The following is a 16445-nucleotide window of genomic DNA, read 5'->3' on the forward strand; positions in this document are numbered from 1 at the left end:
GAGGAGAATTGAGGCCGTGCTTGCGCGCGTTGCGGGACGAGATGGCACGACCTCGGGCCGTTTTTGGTCCGGTCGATTTCCGAGCATTCGCTTGGTTCGCCCGACTTTGGCGGGCCGACGTCACTCCGAGACCTCCTCCGCATCCTCAACGAGGACAGCGTTCGCGGACTTCAATCGATCGAAGTCCTCGCGGAGCTTGCGACGGCGGGTCTCGATCTCTGCGATCTGACGCTCGTGCGGCTCAAGGTCCTTCGCGAGGCTCGTGTACGTTCTGGCCATGATCTCTTCGACCGAAATCTCAAGTTCAGCGAGGGCCGCCAGGGCCGTCTCCCGTCTCTCCGGGTCGGAAGCTACGAGATCGAACGCGAGGTCTTTCGACTCCGGAGTTTGTTCGAAATCGTGGACAGCTTCGACTATGCCTTTCGCGAACACCCCCTCGGCTTGGACACGAAACTCTGCTCTCAGAAGACTGTCACGGAGCCGGCGATGGCGCAGTGCCTCCCACTCAAGTGCAATAAGGTGCTCGGCGAGAAGTGTTTCGTAAGGCGTGGCCGGCGCCAGATCACTGAGCAACGCTTGACGCAGTGTTTCATGGGTCTCGGCGTTCTCGCCCGGCAGAATATGCGGTGCACAGATCTCGCGAAGCAGCTCTCGTGGTGATTGAACCTTGGGCGCCCTCGACCTTGTCCGAACCATCAATCTTACCCTCCTCGTTACCCACTGTTGGCCAATGCTTGGCGCGCTCAACGCCACGGCAAATGCAAGTCGTCTAGGCTTTGTACGTTCCTGCAGGCACTGGAAACCGAGAAGGGCTGATTGGCAAGCGTTGATCCGTGACCAACAAGTTGTGGGGTCGTCGAGAGCCGGAATGCCCGGAGCGATTCCTTGGAAACTGTATCTATCAGGTGGCCTGGTCGGCCCCAAGCGACGGTAACCGGAGGGCTTTGTCTTGGGCTTGAAGGCCAACACCAACGTTATCGCCGGTGAACAGCGAACATGGGTGATGCCGCGTTCTGGACGGCAACCAAGAGAATTGTCCCTCTGCCCTTGCCAATGCGCCGGACCGAGCCCATTTCTAATTCGCTAAGATACTTCCCCCGACCTTCTGTCTCCTAACGGCCTCAGTTGTTCTCGTGACGACACTGAGCCGGGCTATCGCATCCCGCGGATGGCACCAATTAGGAGAACGCACGATGGCTAATGGCACCGTGAAATGGTTCAACAAGACAAAAGGGTTCGGGTTCATCGAACCGGAAAGCGGCTCGAACGACGTCTTCGTTCACGTGACCGCACTCGAGCGCGCCGGCATCGAGATCCTCGATGAGGGGCAACCTCTGACATTCGATGTCGAAAGCGGCGGCGACGGTCGGGAATTCGCCATCAACATCGTCCTCACCTGACCGATACAACTGGTGGATGCAGGAGCGACCCGCCCCCGCCGATCCTTACACCGACCTTGTTCAGCCTCCGCCACGATTACATCTGCGGAGCTTCGCCGGAAGCAGATCGCCCCAGGCACACAGGCCCTTGAGCCGTGTGGCCGGCGACACCTCAAGGCCCCGCGCAAAGGAGCGCGACACATGACGAAACTCAACGAACACACCCTCTTCAAACCCGTAGCCCCCGTTGCAAGGACTTTGATGGACAAAACCACCCAGGTGGCGCGCGAGATCGTGACGACGGAAACGGCGGCACGGACCAGCAAAACCGATCGCCTGCGAAAGGCGCGTCTGGCCAAGATCCTGAATGATCAACGCGAACACGCCTGAACGGCCCGTCTGGGGACCGGGAAAGGAACGAATGGGACAAGCACCGCAACAAGCCGATCGCACCGCCGCCGTCACTCCATCGGACTGGGCGCGCGCCCTCATGCGCTACCGCGAGCCGATTGCCGCGCGCAGCTGGTTCGAGCTTGGGATCACGCTGATCCCGTTCACCGCAATCTGGGGGCTGGCTTGGGGCTTGATATCCTTCAGCCCGGTGCTTGCCTTCGCCCTCGCGGTCGGGAATACGGCCTTCCTCGTGCGGCTCTTCATGATCCAGCACGATTGTGGCCACGGCGCCTTCTTCAAGAGCCGCACACTGAGTGACTGGATCGGGCGCGGGATCGGCGTGCTCACGCTCACGCCCTACGACGTGTGGCGCCGAAACCATGCTATCCATCATTCAACCACCGGCAATCTCGACAAGCGCGGCGTCGGCGACATACCGACCCTGACCGTGCGCGAATACGAGGCCAAGGGTCGGCTGGGCAGAGGGCTCTACCGGCTACTGCGTCATCCCGCCTTCTTGTTCGTCGTCGTTCCCTTTTACACCTTCTTCCTGCAGAACCGGGTTCCGGTTGGACAGATGCGCTCGGGCTGGCAATACTGGTTCAGCGCAATGGCCACGAATGCCGCGATCGGCACGGGGCTCTGCATGGTGGCGTGGTTCGGCGGCCCCGAGGTCGTGTTTGTCGTCATCCTTCCGACCCTCTTCCTGGCGGCCATGACGGGCATGTGGCTTTTCTACGTGCAGCACCAGTTCGAAGATACGGTGTGGGACAGAAACTGCGACTGGAACATCCAGAGCGCGGCTTTTCACGGCAGCTCGCACTATGTCCTGCCGGGAATTCTGCGCTGGATCACGGCCAATATCGGGGTCCACCACGTCCACCACCTGGCAAGCCGCATTCCGTTCTACCGATTGAACGAGGTGCTTCGCGACCACGCGCCTCTTGCGGACGCACAGCGGATCACGCTCAAGGACAGTCTACAGTGCGCCCGCCTCAGGCTTTGGGACGAAAACAGCCGCAGGCTCGTCTTCTACAAGGACGCAAGAGGGCGCCTGTCGAATTGAACCGACCGGCCCAACGGCCGCTGCGATGGCCGCAAGCCGGCGCCGGCAACTGCGGGCCTCGTTGCAAATTAGCCTGCCACCGCCCATATGTATGTAGCTTCGTTGTTCAAAGCGCACACTGTTTCCTTCACCGGCGCCAGATTGCTTTTAGACCCGACTTGCCGGGCTGTCGCATATTGCGGACAGCAACCACAGGAAAGTCCCTCGACATGACACATGGCACCGTCAAATGGTTCAACACCCAGAATGGCTTCGGCTTCATTCAGCCGGAGAACGGCGAAAACGAGGTGTACCTACCCGGCTCGGCGATCGAGGACGCGGGCTTGGAGCGCGTCGAGATCGGCCAGAACGTCAGCTTTGAAATCGAAGCTGACAGTGACGGTCGCAACACGGCCGGCGACCTGGAAGTCAGGTAACATATCCGCCAGGGCGCCCCGCCTCCGCGTAAAGGAACACAGCCGGAATTGGGACCGGCGCGTCGGACACCCGTGGACGTTTCGCGCCGGGCCAGCTTGACGCGTCCCGACCGGAAGACCGCGTAACCATGAAAGGACCATTACCCATGGGATACTCACCGATGAAAAAGCAGCTCGACCTCAACGAATTCCTCAGTCGGCCGCCAAAGCAGTTTCCGAAAAAGAGATTTGGCTATGGCCGACCTTTGCAGACCCCCGCCGCCCAGAAAGCGCAGGAGACGCACAAGGACGACGCCACATCATCGTGAACCCTGATCCAGGCTCTGCCACGGTCGCCTCGCCCCGCCAAGAGACGCAGTGACGATCGCCGCCGACAAAGGCTCAGAACACCGAGCGAAAACGCCGTATTGAGGCGACGACGTCTGGATGCGGTCACCGAGTACCAGGGCGACATTGAGCTCGCAGGTGACCTTATTGGATTGACTGTTGGCCGCGAGAGGGCGATAATATCAAGGTGGTTTGGATCCCTGTCGCAGTGCTGCCGACAGTGAAATAACCGCAAGCCTTCAAGTCCAGTAGCATGTCATCCACATCCAGGTGTGGCAGCGGAGGTCTTGCAGTCATCAGACCCATTCCAAATTACCCGAAACTCACGTCGCGTACCTTCCTTGAGTTGGTCACCATGATCCGCAGCAGCAGCCTGATTGGACGAGGGTCTCGCCTTGCGCCGGCTTACGCGATCGCCTTCATGGGCTTTTTGGCGGTCGCTCCCCTCACGGCAACGGCCCAGTCCTCACCCGAAGCCGTCCCATCAAACGCGCACCAACGGAGTTTTGGCGACGAGTGGGCATGCGACGACGGCTTTCGCGAAAACGCGGGCGACTGCGTCGCCCTTTCGATCCCTGACAATGCATACGCCACCGGACGCACATACGGGACCGGATGGGTTTGCGCCCATGGATTCGTGGAACGGGATGGTGAGTGCCTCGAAATTCCGGTTCCGACCAACGCCTACCTGAATGCGCGCGGGAACGGATGGGAATGCGATCGGACGTTCCGGCGCTCAGGCGACAAATGCGAGCCCATAGACGTTCCCGAGAACGGCTATCTCGTCCAGCAATACAGCAGCGCCATGATCGCGTGCGACTGGGGATACAGGTTGGAGCGTCGCGCCTGCGTCAAGATCGAGGTGCCCGACAACGCCCGTCTGACGGATGACTTCAGCGCCACGGGATGGGTCTGTCTGAGAGGCTATCGTGCCTCCGGTGATACGTGCGTCGCCCTCAAGATCCCCGCGAACGCCCATTTGACAGGCGGCCCGTCCAGCGCTGACTGGAAATGCGATCGCGGCTTTCGAGCCAAGCGTGACCAATGTGAAGAGGTCCTCATCCCGGACTTCGCGCATCTGAACCGTCGCGGCGATGACTGGGAATGCGACAGACCCTATTTGCGCCGGAGCGGCGCGTGCATCCTTGAGTGACCCACGCAGCACTCGGGCTTTTTTTATGGAAGAACGGCCACATGGATGAGCCCAGTTTCAACGACAGGTTCGGCGCGAAACTGAAAGCGGACGCGGCACCGGCCCTACGGCGGAGAAACAGGCTTCGCCTCCTGGCCGCCGCCTTGGCCCTATTTGTCCTGGCCTTCGCGGTGGTGTCTTCGAACACATGGATAGGAAGCTGAACATGAATAGGAACACAGCGGCAGGCCGCGCTTTGGCCGTCATCGCGACGCCGCCCAAGACCGCGGTCGCGAGACCGATTAGGAGCGCCGATGTCTCCGACATCTTCGAGCAAGATCATGCCAAGTACCGGATCAAGGCTGGTCGGTTGGCCGGTGTATGCATTGCAAGGGCCTTCCCTAAGCCTCCGTCCAAGGCACAGGGCCTGATCGCACAGGCCGAGGGCGACACAGAGGGCGAAGCCATCGCGGCCCTGATGACCAAGATCGCCGCGCGCGATGTTGAAAGAAAGAGCGTGCGGCGTTGGGAGGAGCGCGTGTCGCTCTTCGTGCCAAGCGAGGAGGAATTCGTCGAAGCCCTCTTTCAAACGCCCATATCACGCGGCCAGACCGCCATACTGAGAGCCCAGGCGATCGCGCGCGAAGATGGAAGCACGATCGACCAGATGGGCCGGGCCGCCGGCTACAAGTCGTCCGACACGGTCATGAAGGTGCTCTGCAAGGTTGGCGACCTCCTCGCGGATTACCTCGGCATCGATATCGAAGAGGGCAAGGGAGAGGACGGCGACCGCGCCGTGGGCATATTCGCCGTCAGGACAGTCCCGGAGGCCGATCAGCCGTCGGTCTGGATCATGCACCCTGAGCTGCGCAACGCGGTCTACCGGGTCATGCAATGAGCCCGCCGCGTCCCGGGATCGATTCCGTGCGGAAACCGGCGGGCCGGTCTCCCAGGAGTGTCCGGCCTGGCGCGAGTCGGCGATCCGGAATCAGCGCTGCGGGCGCATTCCTGACGCCCGAACGACCGAAGGAGCACCCGGGCTTCCGTGGATTTGACCGCGGGAAGGCCGGTTGATCTTTGCCACGGTCTGTCCGCTTGATCGCGATTTATTGACGCCCGTCGCGTCAACCATCCCGTCAGGAAGTGGTGATCGCACGCCTTTCGCGATTGCGAGCAGGTTGTGGCAGCTCTGAACCACGACCAGGTCCGGTGTCGGCATCCGGATCGCGCCCATGCCAATGATCGTGTGAAGAACCCGGCAGAGTGTTTCGGGCGACATGTCGAGCAGCGACGCAATGTCGCGCCGCGAGAGCGAAAGCGGCAACAGCGTTTCGGTCAGGCCTCTGTCCGGCGGGACCTGAACGAACAGCCAGCTCGCAACGCGCTGCAGTGTTCCCCTGCTCCGCATGGATGACGTCCAGAGACGCTCCTTCTCCAGCTGCCGGACGATCGCGGCCAGATAACCCTTCTGCAACGACGCGTGGTCGGCCAGCAATCGCTCGAAACTGGCACGCGTGAGCCAGCACATCATCACGTCCGTCGCGGCTTCCCAGCCGAGCTGGTTCTCGGGCGACCCAATATCTCCGATGATGTCCCCGGCCGACAGCAGGCTCAGGATGTGCGCCACGCCATTTTCTGTCAGGTCGACAACCTTCACGGTTCCCGATGTCAGTATCCCGATCCTGTCGGCGGGCTCACCTTGTGCAAAGATCGTGGAACCGCCCGCAAAGCGCGCGACGCGTGTCTGGGAGGCCAATGCGCGTGCCGCGCTCTTGTCAGCAACCTTGCACAGACTGAAGCCACGTTCCGCGTATTCCCGGCAGACCGTTGACGTTTCGGAGGTCGTTCGACTGTCAGCTAGCATAATGGCCTCGCCTGCTTGGAAAGGACGGTTTTCTCGTCAGCTCAATGATGTCCGCACAAATACCTTCGACAACCACTACCACGTTCTGGGGGATTGCCGCTGACATGGATTAGCGCGACGCGCTTCTCGATATGCTTGGCGCACCGATGTTTGAACCAATGACAATAGTCCAAGGACAGCAGCGCGCAGTACATTCGCGAAACGACCCCTAATCCGAGCATCGCTCGGCTCCCGCCGTCCGGTGGTCGGCTCAAATCACTTGAGGAGTGGCCCGGCGTGGTCCAAGTATGCCGGATCGAAGTCAGCCAGCTTAACCAGCCGGTCAAGGTCGTGAAAACGCACATGGCCCTCGCGGAACGTCACGAGGCCTGCCTCACGAAGCTGCCGCAGGACGCGGTTCACATGAACGGCGCTCAGCCCCAGCGCATCGGCAAGATGGTATTGCGTGAGCGGGCAGTCGTAGCCCTTCGTGTCGCCCAAGCCGACCAGGGCAAGCCGCGATCCAAGCTCCAGAAGGAAATGTGCGATCCGAACGACCGCATCGCGTCGACCGATCCCGACGAGATGCTCCACGACCATTGCTTCGTCCCGCGACGCGGCCCAGAGGATGGCGGTCGCGAGGCGAGGCGTCTGGGCGAACGCCTCGAGCAGGTCTTCCGTCAGCACCTCCGCGGCCTCGATGTCCACGATCGGTTCGAAACTGTGATCCGATGTACGCAAGAGAACGCTACGCAATCCGAGGAAATCACCCGGAATCTGGAAGTCGACGATCTGGCGCGTTCCGTCGGGCTGAAGCTTGTAGGAACAGACCCAGCCTGACATGAGTACGTAGGCGGCCTGCCCCGATTGCCCTTGATGCACCATATCCCTACCGGCGCTGAAGAACCGGTTGCGCTGATGCAAATGATCCAGAAGCGCCAACTCGGCCTTCGACAGTGCTACGAAGGTGGAGAGCTTGCGGGTGAGCGGTAGGTTTACAGGGATGTTCATGCGCCCCCTCGCGGTGCGGGCAGATCCGACGGACGACATTACTCGAAAAACTTCGCCTGCCGACTGCTTCATGTCAGTCATGCATAGCACATTTCATGCAACAGTGAACGAACCACTCCGGCGCGTCACGGCCTTTTGCGCCTGATAGCAACGAGGATTGTCCACAATGCCCGACCACACAGATCTCGCCGGCATGGCGGCCCTGTCGATCTGCGAGGCACTTCTGCTCGCGATGAACGACCACGAAGTGCTTCCGCAACACGAGATTGTGGGAGTTCTGCGCGATGCTGCGGCGACGCACGAAAATACCGATGGCCCGGATGCCGAAACACACCAGGCCGTCGCGGCGCTCATCAACCGGATCATCGCCGGCGGCAACTCCGTCCGGAGGCCGTAAGTGCGCCGGGCCCCGACAAGGAAGACCCGCGACAGCACGTGACAACGGACGGATCTCCAGACGGTGTCGCCCCCAGGACGAGAAGGAGGAAGAACGACATGCCAACACCGTTGCCAGAGACAACCGATCTCGAACGGCGCGTGCGCGCCCTTGAGCGGATCCTTCAAACATTGATCGCCTACATGGCCCAAACGGAGCCTCGCTTCATCGACCACCTGCGGGCGCGCTTCGTCGAACCGATGAGAATGACCCAGCATGAGCATGACTTCCGCAGTTCTGACGAATATGCGGAAGAATTCATACGTGCCGTCATGCTGCTCGAAGATGCATGGCGCGTCGAACAGACCGAGGCTGCGACGGCCGCGAAGAGACCCGTCACCATGACGCATGAAACGGTCCGGCCGGAAACGAAAAAACAAAAAGACCGTATCCAGCTCCGGCTGCGGAACGGAATTTGGGAGGTCAAGCTCGACGGTCATTTCCTTGGAGATTATCACAAGAAAGAATACGCCTTGGCCGCTGTGGCTTTGTTGAAGTTGTCCTTGTCATGACACCTCACCCCCCTTCCACGGGTCCTGACGGATTTCCGCTTCAAGTGGCAGAAAACGAAGGCATGCCCTCACGCCCCGAGGCCGATGCCCCCCTGCCAGCGGCCGGGACCACGAAATCCGATCCCCCGCGCCTACAGACGAGACCACCAATTGATCCCGCAAAGACTGATTTGCCGGATCGAGACGGAGCCAAGACGGTGGACACCAATACCGTGCCGCATTCCTCGTCACTCAAGACCATCCTAGCGCGTGTGGGGCGCTTGGCAGGCATGCTCGCCTTGCTGGCTTTTCCGGTTCTGGCCTGACACCATGGTGACCGTTTCACCTCCCACACCGGCCAGTGAAGCGCGTGGTATCCGCATGCGGATCGGGTGCCGCTTGCGTTACCGTCTGACGCAGCCAACGCCGCTTATTGCCATCCTGAACGTCCATGGCTCGCGCAGTGGCGACCTGGAGCGGAAAGACCATCTCACGACATCGCCCGATGTACCGCTTGCAGGCTACTACGACGGTTTCGGGAATTGGTGCACACGGATGATAGCACCGGCAGGAGAGTTCACCTTGTCCTGCGACGGCATTCTGCGCGACACCGGTCAGCGCGATCCGATCGCGCACGACGCAGCGCAGTTCAAGGTTGAAGACCTACCCTCCGAGACCCTCGTTTACCTCCTTGGCAGCCGCTATTGCGACACGGATCTCCTGTCCAACCAGGCCTGGAATTTGTTCGAACACACAGCGTCCGGATGGCCACGCGTGCAAGCAATCTGCGACTTCGTTCATGACTATGTCAGCTTCGACTACATGAAAGCTGACGCCACACGAACCGCATCAATGACGTTGAGCGTGCGCCACGGCGTCTGTCGCGACTTCGCGCATCTGGCGATCGCCTTTTGCCGCTGCATGAACATTCCAGCGCGTTACTGCACCGGTTATCTCAGCGAAATCGGACAAAAGGAGCCCGAGACCCCGGATGACTTCGCGGCATGGGTGGAGGTTTTTCTCGGCGGGGCCTGGCAGGTCTTTGACCCCCGAAACAACACGCGGCGTATCGGACGCGTCCTGATTGCACGCGGACGCGACGCGGCCGATGTGCCGTTGACGCAAACATTCGGGCCTGTCGACCTGACGGATTTCGAGGTCTGGACCCGCGAGATCGCGCCACAGGCGTGCTGGGAGCCTTCTTGAGGGAACCCTGGATGGCATATATCTAACCACGGCAAGCGGCGGGCTCCGAAAAAGACAAGCTGCGCACTGCCTGGAACGTCGCGTGTTCCTGGCCGCATTCGCAAGACCGCCCGGCGGCCCAAAGTTTCTGTTGGGGCGGGCCTTGGCACGCATAACCCGGGAGGATCGACATGAGTGTTGCAATCAAGACGACTGCTGTTTTTCTTCGGCCATTCGAACTCGACGGTTTCGACGAGGTGCTTCCGGCCGGGGAATACGAAATCGAAACGGAAATTCCCGTTCCGGAGAACCTCCATGAACCGCGCCATTGGACACCCCATGTGCTGCTGCGGCTTCCAACGCGGTCATCCCATCCCGGCCTTGCCAGAACGCTGACGGTCCCGCTTGCGGCCTTCGAACACGCGGCTGCAAAGGACAAGCTCACGGGCGTCGCTCTAAAGGATTACTTCGTCGAAGAGATGTTGGCTGATCCGATGATCCGCCTTGTCATGGAAGCGGATGGCGTGACGGAGCGCGAGCTGCGCGACCTGTATTCAGTCATGGCGCGAAACCGCCCCGATACAGAGGACGATGAGCGAGACAAACCCGCAGACCGCGATGGCGAGGCGACGGATCATACGGGCCCCGGCCGGGGCCGCGAGGCATGAACGGAGGCGTATGCTCCGGCCGACCGTTTCACGGTGTGGTCGCACACACGCCGCCACAGATCGAGCGCCAATCGGGACAAGCGCATCCCCTGCGAATGAAAGCACCGGGCCGACTTCGCGGGCCACGGGCGCGGGCGCGGGGTTCATTGTCGGCACTTATGCCCTGAGCGGAACGCCGATGACGGGCTATGGCGACGTGAACACCAACGGCGTGATCCTGGAGGCTGCGGCCTACCTGCTGGGCGGTCGGAGGCCGTTGGTGGCGCCATGAGCCGCGTTTGAATTGGCCGGTGGACACCGTGGTGGGGCTGCCTGCGGCCGCAAGGCGGGCGGGCTGGTGGGGCGGTAGGTCCGCTGTGGAACGTTATCGGGGGTTTGCCCTCCGAGAGATGCAGTTAAGGTTAAGATCGAGGGTGTTTTGACGGGCACCCACTCCTTCGAAGCGCCCCGCCCCACACACAACCCCAAGATGAACTCTGGCTTTGTTTCGGTAAATCGGCCTTATCAGGCCTCCTCTCCCGGGCTGTTCACCTCGATCCAGGCCTCGAAGGCGCGGCGCCTGCGCGACCGCGCCTCGCGATGGTAGCGCTGAAGGAGCCTGTGGCGCTTTCCGCCGATGGCCGTGTCGTTTTCCTCGTGGCGCCTGATCTTGTCGAGGAGCACCATGGCGCGGCGCATGTCGCGTGTCGTGACATCGTGTTCCAACAACACCTCGCGTATGTGGTCACGCATGTTGCGCAGGTCTTCAAGCGACTCACAGGGCGCCTCCCACCCCTCCTCGAAATCAATGAGGGACTGCTTCGCCTGGGCGAGCGCAGCCTCGGACTGCGCGAGCGTGAGGGCCGCAACCTCGCGATCACTCCGCGGGATCACGGAGCCTGAAGAGAAGACGTCAGGCTCGTCGAGGATTATGGCGTACCAGGTCATGACCGCCCACGGGTCAGGCTTTGCCGTTGCGCCGTGGCGGCGGGCGTTGCCCGCCACCACGGCCTTGCCACGGTTCGTCCTGGGACCGGTGCTCTTCTGCGCGTTCGCGCGGTTCCGGTCACCAATATCTTCATGTCTCATCCGTCAATCACCTTGCCGTCGATTGGACGAGACCTCTGAAGCTGGTCGTAGTCGCGCTTTGCGTCACGACGCCTCCGCTCAAGCTCGATGATTTCCTGCTGGTGATGCGTGACCGACCTCTGAGCCGACCGATAGGCTTCCGCCATCAGCTCCATGGGCTCCATGCCGAGCTTGGTGATCTCCTTTTGCGCCTTTGCCTGGACCTCCGCGTCCGTAGAGACAGCACGTTTCGCCAGGTCCGTACCGAACGATTTTGCCTCGTGTTGGTCGAACTCGTAGGGCTCAAGCCACTCTTCTCGTTTGCCGCCTCTCACAAGGTGACGTTGAAGTGCCGTTTGCATGTCTCGTTTGTAGTCCGCTCTTCGTTTTGCCGTGACGGCGTCGACAATCGAGCCGCGGATTTGGCTGCGAATGCCTGCGTCGCGCATGCGGCGCTGTTGCAGCAGCTCCCACTCGATCGAGACGACGTTTTCGGCAGAAACCCATTCGTGCGGCGTCATGGGCAAGAGAGACGCCATCATGCCTTCACGAAAGACTTCGAAAGACCCTGGGTCCTCGCCTAGCAAGGGGTCCCGCTTTGGCAGGACATCGGCGAAACGGCGGAGCCCGAACCGGCCCGGGTCATGGGCGCTCATTTCATTCGGCATCAGAAACCTCCTGGTTCATTGGTTAGGGCCACTCGCCCGGTTGGTGTCGTTTGACGCATCAATCTTCTCCTTTGCCGACGCGACTTTGGTTCCTTCTGCTGATGCGCCGAGTATAGCGGGAATCCCCGACCACTTTTATGGAGTAGATTTGCCCTCCTCTGGCGCGCCCGGATGAACGAATTTTCGCGGTTATTTCAAAGGCGTAGCGAAGACGTGATGGCGCTTCAGCGCCCGTGGAGAACAAAAAAATCACACACCGACCGCGTCCGGAGTGGACACAGATGCGAGGAGATTCGCCCGCGACCACATACACATCGCATCAAGCGACGCACGCGCATCGGACGCCCGGTCAAGCACGAGCCGGCGCCACGTCTTGAGCGCCGTCTCCAGGCACTCGTGGGGCGACGATGTCTGCCCCTCCGTCAGCCCGGCCGAGACACGTCACGCAGTACCGCGCTGACCGCCTCAACCGTCGGGTTTGGCCGCTTGACACCGCACGTGCTCGGTGCGCTATTTCGCGCATGCCGGATCCCATCGACGTGTTCATCGGAAAGAGAATTCGCAAAGAACGTCTCAATGCGGGCCTCACCCAGGTCGCGCTGGCAGAGCGCATCGGCGTGAAGTTCCAACAGCTTCAGAAGTACGAAAGCGCTCAGAACCGGGTCTCCGGGTCCAGGCTCTGGAGGATCGCACAAGCCCTCGAAGTTCCCGTGTCAGCCCTCTTTCCTGCGGAGCAGCCGAACGAGCACGGGCCCTCGGAGATCGACAGACCTGATTGACCTTGACGGAATAAATGCTTGGCGGCCAGAAAGACCGAACTGCTTATGAAAAGCAAGGTCTATGCGCTGACAGCAGACCTGACCACCGTCAGGCTGATCAAGATAGTCCAAACAGAAAAATGCATTGGAGACCACGCAGCGATTGCGCTGCGCGTCTTGAATATGGCAATAACCTCAATTCCCCATCGTTCCCCGATTGATACCGCAGTCTGATCCTGCGGCGACCGCTACCACAGAAGCAGCCCGGTGCGTTGCTCGGACGCGAACGGTCATGGATCCCGCGAAACATCGCCTAGATGCATAACGAAGATCGCGAACCAACCGACCACCGACGCCCTCTCCAGTTTTCGACGAAGTACTAGGTATTGGTTACTCACGGAGCCCAAAGCCTCGATCGCAATCTTTACAGGCCTGAACCGCTTGCGGCCCAAATGAACCTTTGCGTAAGTTGCAAACAAGAACAGCCAGCACATCGCCCTTTCGCCATCGCGACGTAGCGCGACATGAAGCAATCAAGAGCCCATGGTCAAGCTGCGCTCACCGAACAGGTTAAAAATGAACACATCGAGCGCAAAAAATATTGAGAATGTCTTTGTACTCTGCACTGGCCGCTGCGGCTCGCAAACGTTCATTCGCGCATGTGAGCATTTCACGAATTACACAGCTGGACATGAAACGCGAACCCGTATGCTGGGCACGGAAAGATTTGCTTATCCAAAGGGCCATATCGAAGCTGACAATAGGCTCTCCTGGATGCTTGGAAGATTGCAGGACGCGTATGGAGACAGGGCGCTATACGTACACCTCACGCGCGATAGACAAAAAGTTGCCGAAAGTTATGACCGGCGGTGGCACCACAGGTATTCGATACTGGATGGCTACAACAGATCTATTCTGATGCAAGATCGCGACAATGAATGTGCGTCAGAAGATATGGTCAATACCATCGAAGAAAACATCACATATTTTCTTGAAAATAAATCAAATGTAATAGAAATAGATATAGACGACCCTCAAGAGAGCTTCTTGGAGTTTGTCAGCGCAATCTCCGCAACCGGCGACATCGAAAGCGCCGTCGCTGAATTCTTTGTTCGCCACAACCAAAGCGCACAAGTAGACAGCAATAATGTCGAAGCGCAACTTTCGGTAGGCCTTCGCACAGCCCATGAAGCATTGAGAAGCCAGCATGCGAATGCAATATCCGAAAACAAGGAGCTCAAAAGACTACTTTCACGTGAAGTGACCCTTAGGCGAAAAGAAGCGTTGACTTGGGAGAGAACCCAAAAGAGAGAAGAAAAAAAGAGAAAAACTGCATATATCCTTGCTGCGCCGACATTGGCAGTCTTGGCGCCATTCTGGGCGCCGTGGGCTCTATATCGCCGTACCAAGCGCCCGAAGAAAAGCTTGAACCCATCAAGCAACCTGGTTTTGCGAGCGTTCCGAACATTCAAACGAGAAGGCGCCGATGCCGCGTTTTCCGTTCTCGATAACCCTGAAGCATCGCCGCCGTCCGGGACCAGGGAGCTATTCCAAGCAATCGATGCCGAGACAGACGACGACTGGCTCATTTCCATGAAGCAATGGGCGATGTACTACGACGTCCCCGAATTCAGCCTAGAAGCCGGGTCCGCGCCCAGGTTCCAGCGCATCACATTTGACGAGCCGAAACACGTTGAGGCACCCCTCCTCGTGACCGTGATAATTCCATGCTTCAACTCCGAGGAAACAGTTGAAAAGTCCATCAATTCAATACTTCGCCAAACCTGGCACAACGTCGAGGTGATCGCCGTTAATGATGCATCCACCGACCGCACCGGTGAGATTATTGAGTTAATCGCCTCGAGAGATGCGCGCGTGCGCGTCCTTCACAATCCGATCAACGTAGGACCATACGTGTCCAAAAACCGTGCATTGCTGGAAGCCAAAGGCGTCTATACGACCGGTCACGACGCCGACGACATTGCTTTTCCAAATCGCATAGAGCGTCAAGTTCACTGGCTCCAAAGCTTCCCGGGGCGCAAGGCAACCATTGGCTACATGGTACGCCTGGATGACGAGGGGCGCTTTTCTCATGCTTCACCGATTGGTCGCCTTAGTTTTGATGGTGTCGCGCGTTTTTGTCCGATTTCGATGATGTGTGAGACCAAGACGCTCCGCGACACCCTTGGAGGATGGGATTGCGTCAGGTTCGGGGCCGACAGCGAGCTGATAGAACGTATGGAAAAGGTACTTGGCGACTCACTCGTAAGACAAAAACGGGTCTTGATGTTTTGCCTGGACGGTGCAGCGGGCTTGACCAACGACCCGAAGACCGGAACCCGAACATCTTCTGGATTGTCCCAGGAGCGACGTGACTATATCGATGCTTTTCGCAATTGGCACCAGACTACGCCCGCAACGGACCTGTATATGCCCTTCCCACACACTGCTCGGCATTTTCCGGCTCCAGACCTTATGAAGATAGCCACTGCCGACATTGAGCGAGTGGTCAAGGCAGATTGATCGCCGAAATTTCCGAGTACGTGACAGGTCCGAGTATTCTCCACACGAGATGTCAATCTCGTCGCTGACGTCGGGCGCTGCGAGCGGTTAAAGAATTCCAGGCCGCTCCTTGTGGAAATCGACCAACGGTGTCGCGGCTCAGAACCTGCACCCAACAGACGACAGCCTCGGCGTCTTGCGCCGGCACGAGCCGCGGTAATTGGTGGGACGACCGGCCTTGGAACGCGCCGAGCCACTGCATGACCTTCACTCGGAAATTTTAGGTTATTGATAACAAGTGGTGGCATGCACGACCCATTCAAACTAATCTGAGTAGACCTCGCACCATTCGTTTTCTTGCTCAAAAGCATGCCATCCACAGAAAGCCAGGGAGGCCTGGGTGTGGTACCAACAGATCTTGCGGACAATGTTTAGACACACAAAGTCACGTGCTTGCAGAAGCTCGTACAGAAAAATCCTTACTGAGGCTGATAAGCAGGCAACCGAAAGCGCCACAGATCGCCGAGCGCCTTGTCCCACCCGCGACTTGAGACAGGACCAAATCCTCCCTGATGAAAAGGGCTGAACTCACCAAAATAGATCCGCCCTCCTACATTATAGAGATCTACCCTTATATAATCGAAACCCTCGGCGAGAGACTTCGCAACCGCGAACATTTCATGAATGTTTTCCGGCAATTGCGGCGTCACGTCATGCCGCTCGCCCCTTCCGATGCCGAGGCTTACAGGAGTGCCCCCTTCATCAAAGTAGCTATGCCTGCGCGCAACAAATCGCCCTGTGGTAAGCTGAAGAAATATTGCGCCCCCCGGTTGACCTCCGGAAAAGCAATGAAACTTGTAATCGACCGGGACAGCTTGTCCATGTCCGGCAAGTAGTTCCTCGATGATCGCAACGTTGTTTTTTTCGCGAACTCCCTGCGCATTCCTAATCAATGGCAAACGCTCATTGAAATGGGCGCACAACTCCGGGATATCGACATCTCTCAGGTCATGAATTATCCGGTTAAGGCCGGTGACCTGCCCCTGAACTTTCATCCAGCCGCGACCGGAGCCCGGTTGGTGTTTACGCCGATTGGCGCAGGTTGAGCAATCGCCCGACGCGC

20 protein-coding genes are annotated in these 16445 nt (G+C 59.3%); 14 read left to right on the forward strand and 6 right to left on the reverse strand.

Features of this window, described 5'->3' with window-relative positions; translation table 11 throughout:
• Window positions 1-120 precede the first annotated feature (120 nt).
• A complete protein-coding gene (locus GQE99_RS10170; protein ID WP_161351474.1) occupies window positions 121-699 on the reverse strand; it encodes a hypothetical protein in 579 nt (192 codons plus the stop codon).
• A gap of 494 nt (window positions 700-1193) precedes the next feature.
• On the opposite strand from GQE99_RS10170, the gene GQE99_RS10175 reads away from it, so the two are divergent.
• From GQE99_RS10175 to GQE99_RS10200, 7 genes are all read left to right on the forward strand, one after another.
• Window positions 1194-1400 carry a cold-shock protein gene (locus tag GQE99_RS10175; protein WP_161351475.1) on the forward strand — a complete coding sequence of 69 codons (207 nt, stop codon included), beginning with the start codon at window positions 1194-1196 and terminating at the stop codon, window positions 1398-1400.
• A gap of 180 nt (window positions 1401-1580) precedes the next feature.
• Window positions 1581-1769, forward strand: coding sequence for a hypothetical protein (locus tag GQE99_RS10180; protein ID WP_161351476.1), 189 nt, complete (start codon window positions 1581-1583; stop codon window positions 1767-1769).
• Entirely contained in the window at window positions 1747-2838 is a 1092-nt protein-coding gene (locus GQE99_RS10185; protein WP_328794084.1) for a fatty acid desaturase, read from the forward strand. The genes GQE99_RS10180 and GQE99_RS10185 overlap by 23 nt, the downstream gene beginning before the upstream one ends.
• 209 nt (window positions 2839-3047) lie before the next feature.
• Entirely contained in the window at window positions 3048-3254 is a 207-nt protein-coding gene (locus GQE99_RS10190; RefSeq protein WP_161351477.1) for a cold-shock protein, read from the forward strand.
• Window positions 3255-3415: 161 nt separating this feature from the next.
• A complete protein-coding gene (locus GQE99_RS21285; protein ID WP_202530643.1) occupies window positions 3416-3562 on the forward strand; it encodes a hypothetical protein in 147 nt (48 codons plus the stop codon).
• A gap of 374 nt (window positions 3563-3936) precedes the next feature.
• Window positions 3937-4734, forward strand: coding sequence for a hypothetical protein (locus tag GQE99_RS10195; protein ID WP_161351478.1), 798 nt, complete (start codon window positions 3937-3939; stop codon window positions 4732-4734).
• Window positions 4735-4969: 235 nt separating this feature from the next.
• Window positions 4970-5611 carry a hypothetical protein gene (locus tag GQE99_RS10200; protein ID WP_161351479.1) on the forward strand — a complete coding sequence of 214 codons (642 nt, stop codon included), beginning with the start codon at window positions 4970-4972 and terminating at the stop codon, window positions 5609-5611.
• 90 nt (window positions 5612-5701) lie between these two features.
• Here GQE99_RS10200 and GQE99_RS10205 read toward each other — a convergent pair whose 3' ends face one another.
• Together GQE99_RS10205 and GQE99_RS10210 are read right to left on the reverse strand one after the other, a co-directional pair.
• Window positions 5702-6577 (reverse strand): Crp/Fnr family transcriptional regulator, encoded by an 876-nt coding sequence (locus GQE99_RS10205; protein WP_161351480.1) that lies wholly within the window; start codon window positions 6575-6577, stop codon window positions 5702-5704.
• A gap of 255 nt (window positions 6578-6832) precedes the next feature.
• Window positions 6833-7567 (reverse strand): Crp/Fnr family transcriptional regulator, encoded by a 735-nt coding sequence (locus GQE99_RS10210; RefSeq protein WP_161351526.1) that lies wholly within the window; start codon window positions 7565-7567, stop codon window positions 6833-6835.
• A 166-nt stretch (window positions 7568-7733) separates the two neighbouring features.
• Here GQE99_RS10210 and GQE99_RS10215 point away from each other — a divergent pair, with 166 nt between their 5' ends.
• The 4 genes from GQE99_RS10215 (at window position 7734) to GQE99_RS10230 (ending at window position 10347) form a co-directional block, all read left to right on the forward strand.
• Entirely contained in the window at window positions 7734-7964 is a 231-nt protein-coding gene (locus GQE99_RS10215; protein ID WP_161351481.1) for a hypothetical protein, read from the forward strand.
• A gap of 98 nt (window positions 7965-8062) precedes the next feature.
• Window positions 8063-8515 (forward strand): YecA/YgfB family protein, encoded by a 453-nt coding sequence (locus GQE99_RS10220; RefSeq protein WP_161351482.1) that lies wholly within the window; start codon window positions 8063-8065, stop codon window positions 8513-8515.
• A 309-nt stretch (window positions 8516-8824) separates the two neighbouring features.
• Window positions 8825-9700 (forward strand): transglutaminase-like domain-containing protein, encoded by an 876-nt coding sequence (locus GQE99_RS10225; RefSeq protein ID WP_202530645.1) that lies wholly within the window; start codon window positions 8825-8827, stop codon window positions 9698-9700.
• 170 nt (window positions 9701-9870) lie between these two features.
• Window positions 9871-10347, forward strand: a complete 477-nt coding sequence (locus GQE99_RS10230; protein ID WP_202530648.1) for a hypothetical protein — start codon at window positions 9871-9873, stop codon at window positions 10345-10347.
• 504 nt (window positions 10348-10851) lie between these two features.
• Here GQE99_RS10230 and GQE99_RS10235 read toward each other — a convergent pair.
• Entirely contained in the window at window positions 10852-11415 is a 564-nt protein-coding gene (locus GQE99_RS10235; RefSeq protein ID WP_161351483.1) for a hypothetical protein, read from the reverse strand.
• The gene (locus tag GQE99_RS10240) at window positions 11412-12062 is read right to left on the reverse strand and encodes a hypothetical protein (protein ID WP_161351484.1); all 651 of its coding nucleotides are present in this window, start codon (window positions 12060-12062) and stop codon (window positions 11412-11414) included. Before GQE99_RS10240 ends, GQE99_RS10235 begins: the two co-directional genes overlap by 4 nt.
• Before the next feature lie 521 nt (window positions 12063-12583).
• Between GQE99_RS10240 and GQE99_RS10245 the strand changes: the two genes are divergently transcribed.
• From GQE99_RS10245 to GQE99_RS10255, 3 genes are all read left to right on the forward strand, one after another.
• On the forward strand, window positions 12584-12841 hold the full coding sequence (locus GQE99_RS10245) for a helix-turn-helix domain-containing protein (protein ID WP_161351485.1): 258 nt from the start codon (window positions 12584-12586) through the stop codon (window positions 12839-12841).
• Window positions 12842-12859: 18 nt separating this feature from the next.
• Window positions 12860-13054 carry a hypothetical protein gene (locus GQE99_RS10250; RefSeq protein ID WP_161351486.1) on the forward strand — a complete coding sequence of 65 codons (195 nt, stop codon included), beginning with the start codon at window positions 12860-12862 and terminating at the stop codon, window positions 13052-13054.
• Window positions 13055-13363: 309 nt separating this feature from the next.
• On the forward strand, window positions 13364-15343 hold the full coding sequence (locus GQE99_RS10255; RefSeq protein WP_161351487.1) for a glycosyltransferase family 2 protein: 1980 nt from the start codon (window positions 13364-13366) through the stop codon (window positions 15341-15343).
• 458 nt (window positions 15344-15801) lie between these two features.
• Here GQE99_RS10255 and GQE99_RS10260 read toward each other — a convergent pair.
• On the reverse strand, window positions 15802-16445 hold a 644-nt coding region (locus GQE99_RS10260; protein WP_268892735.1), incomplete at its 5' end, for an ATP-grasp fold amidoligase family protein.

This window comes from Maritimibacter harenae (genome assembly GCF_009882975.1).
Lineage (GTDB): Bacteria > Pseudomonadota > Alphaproteobacteria > Rhodobacterales > Rhodobacteraceae > Maritimibacter > Maritimibacter harenae.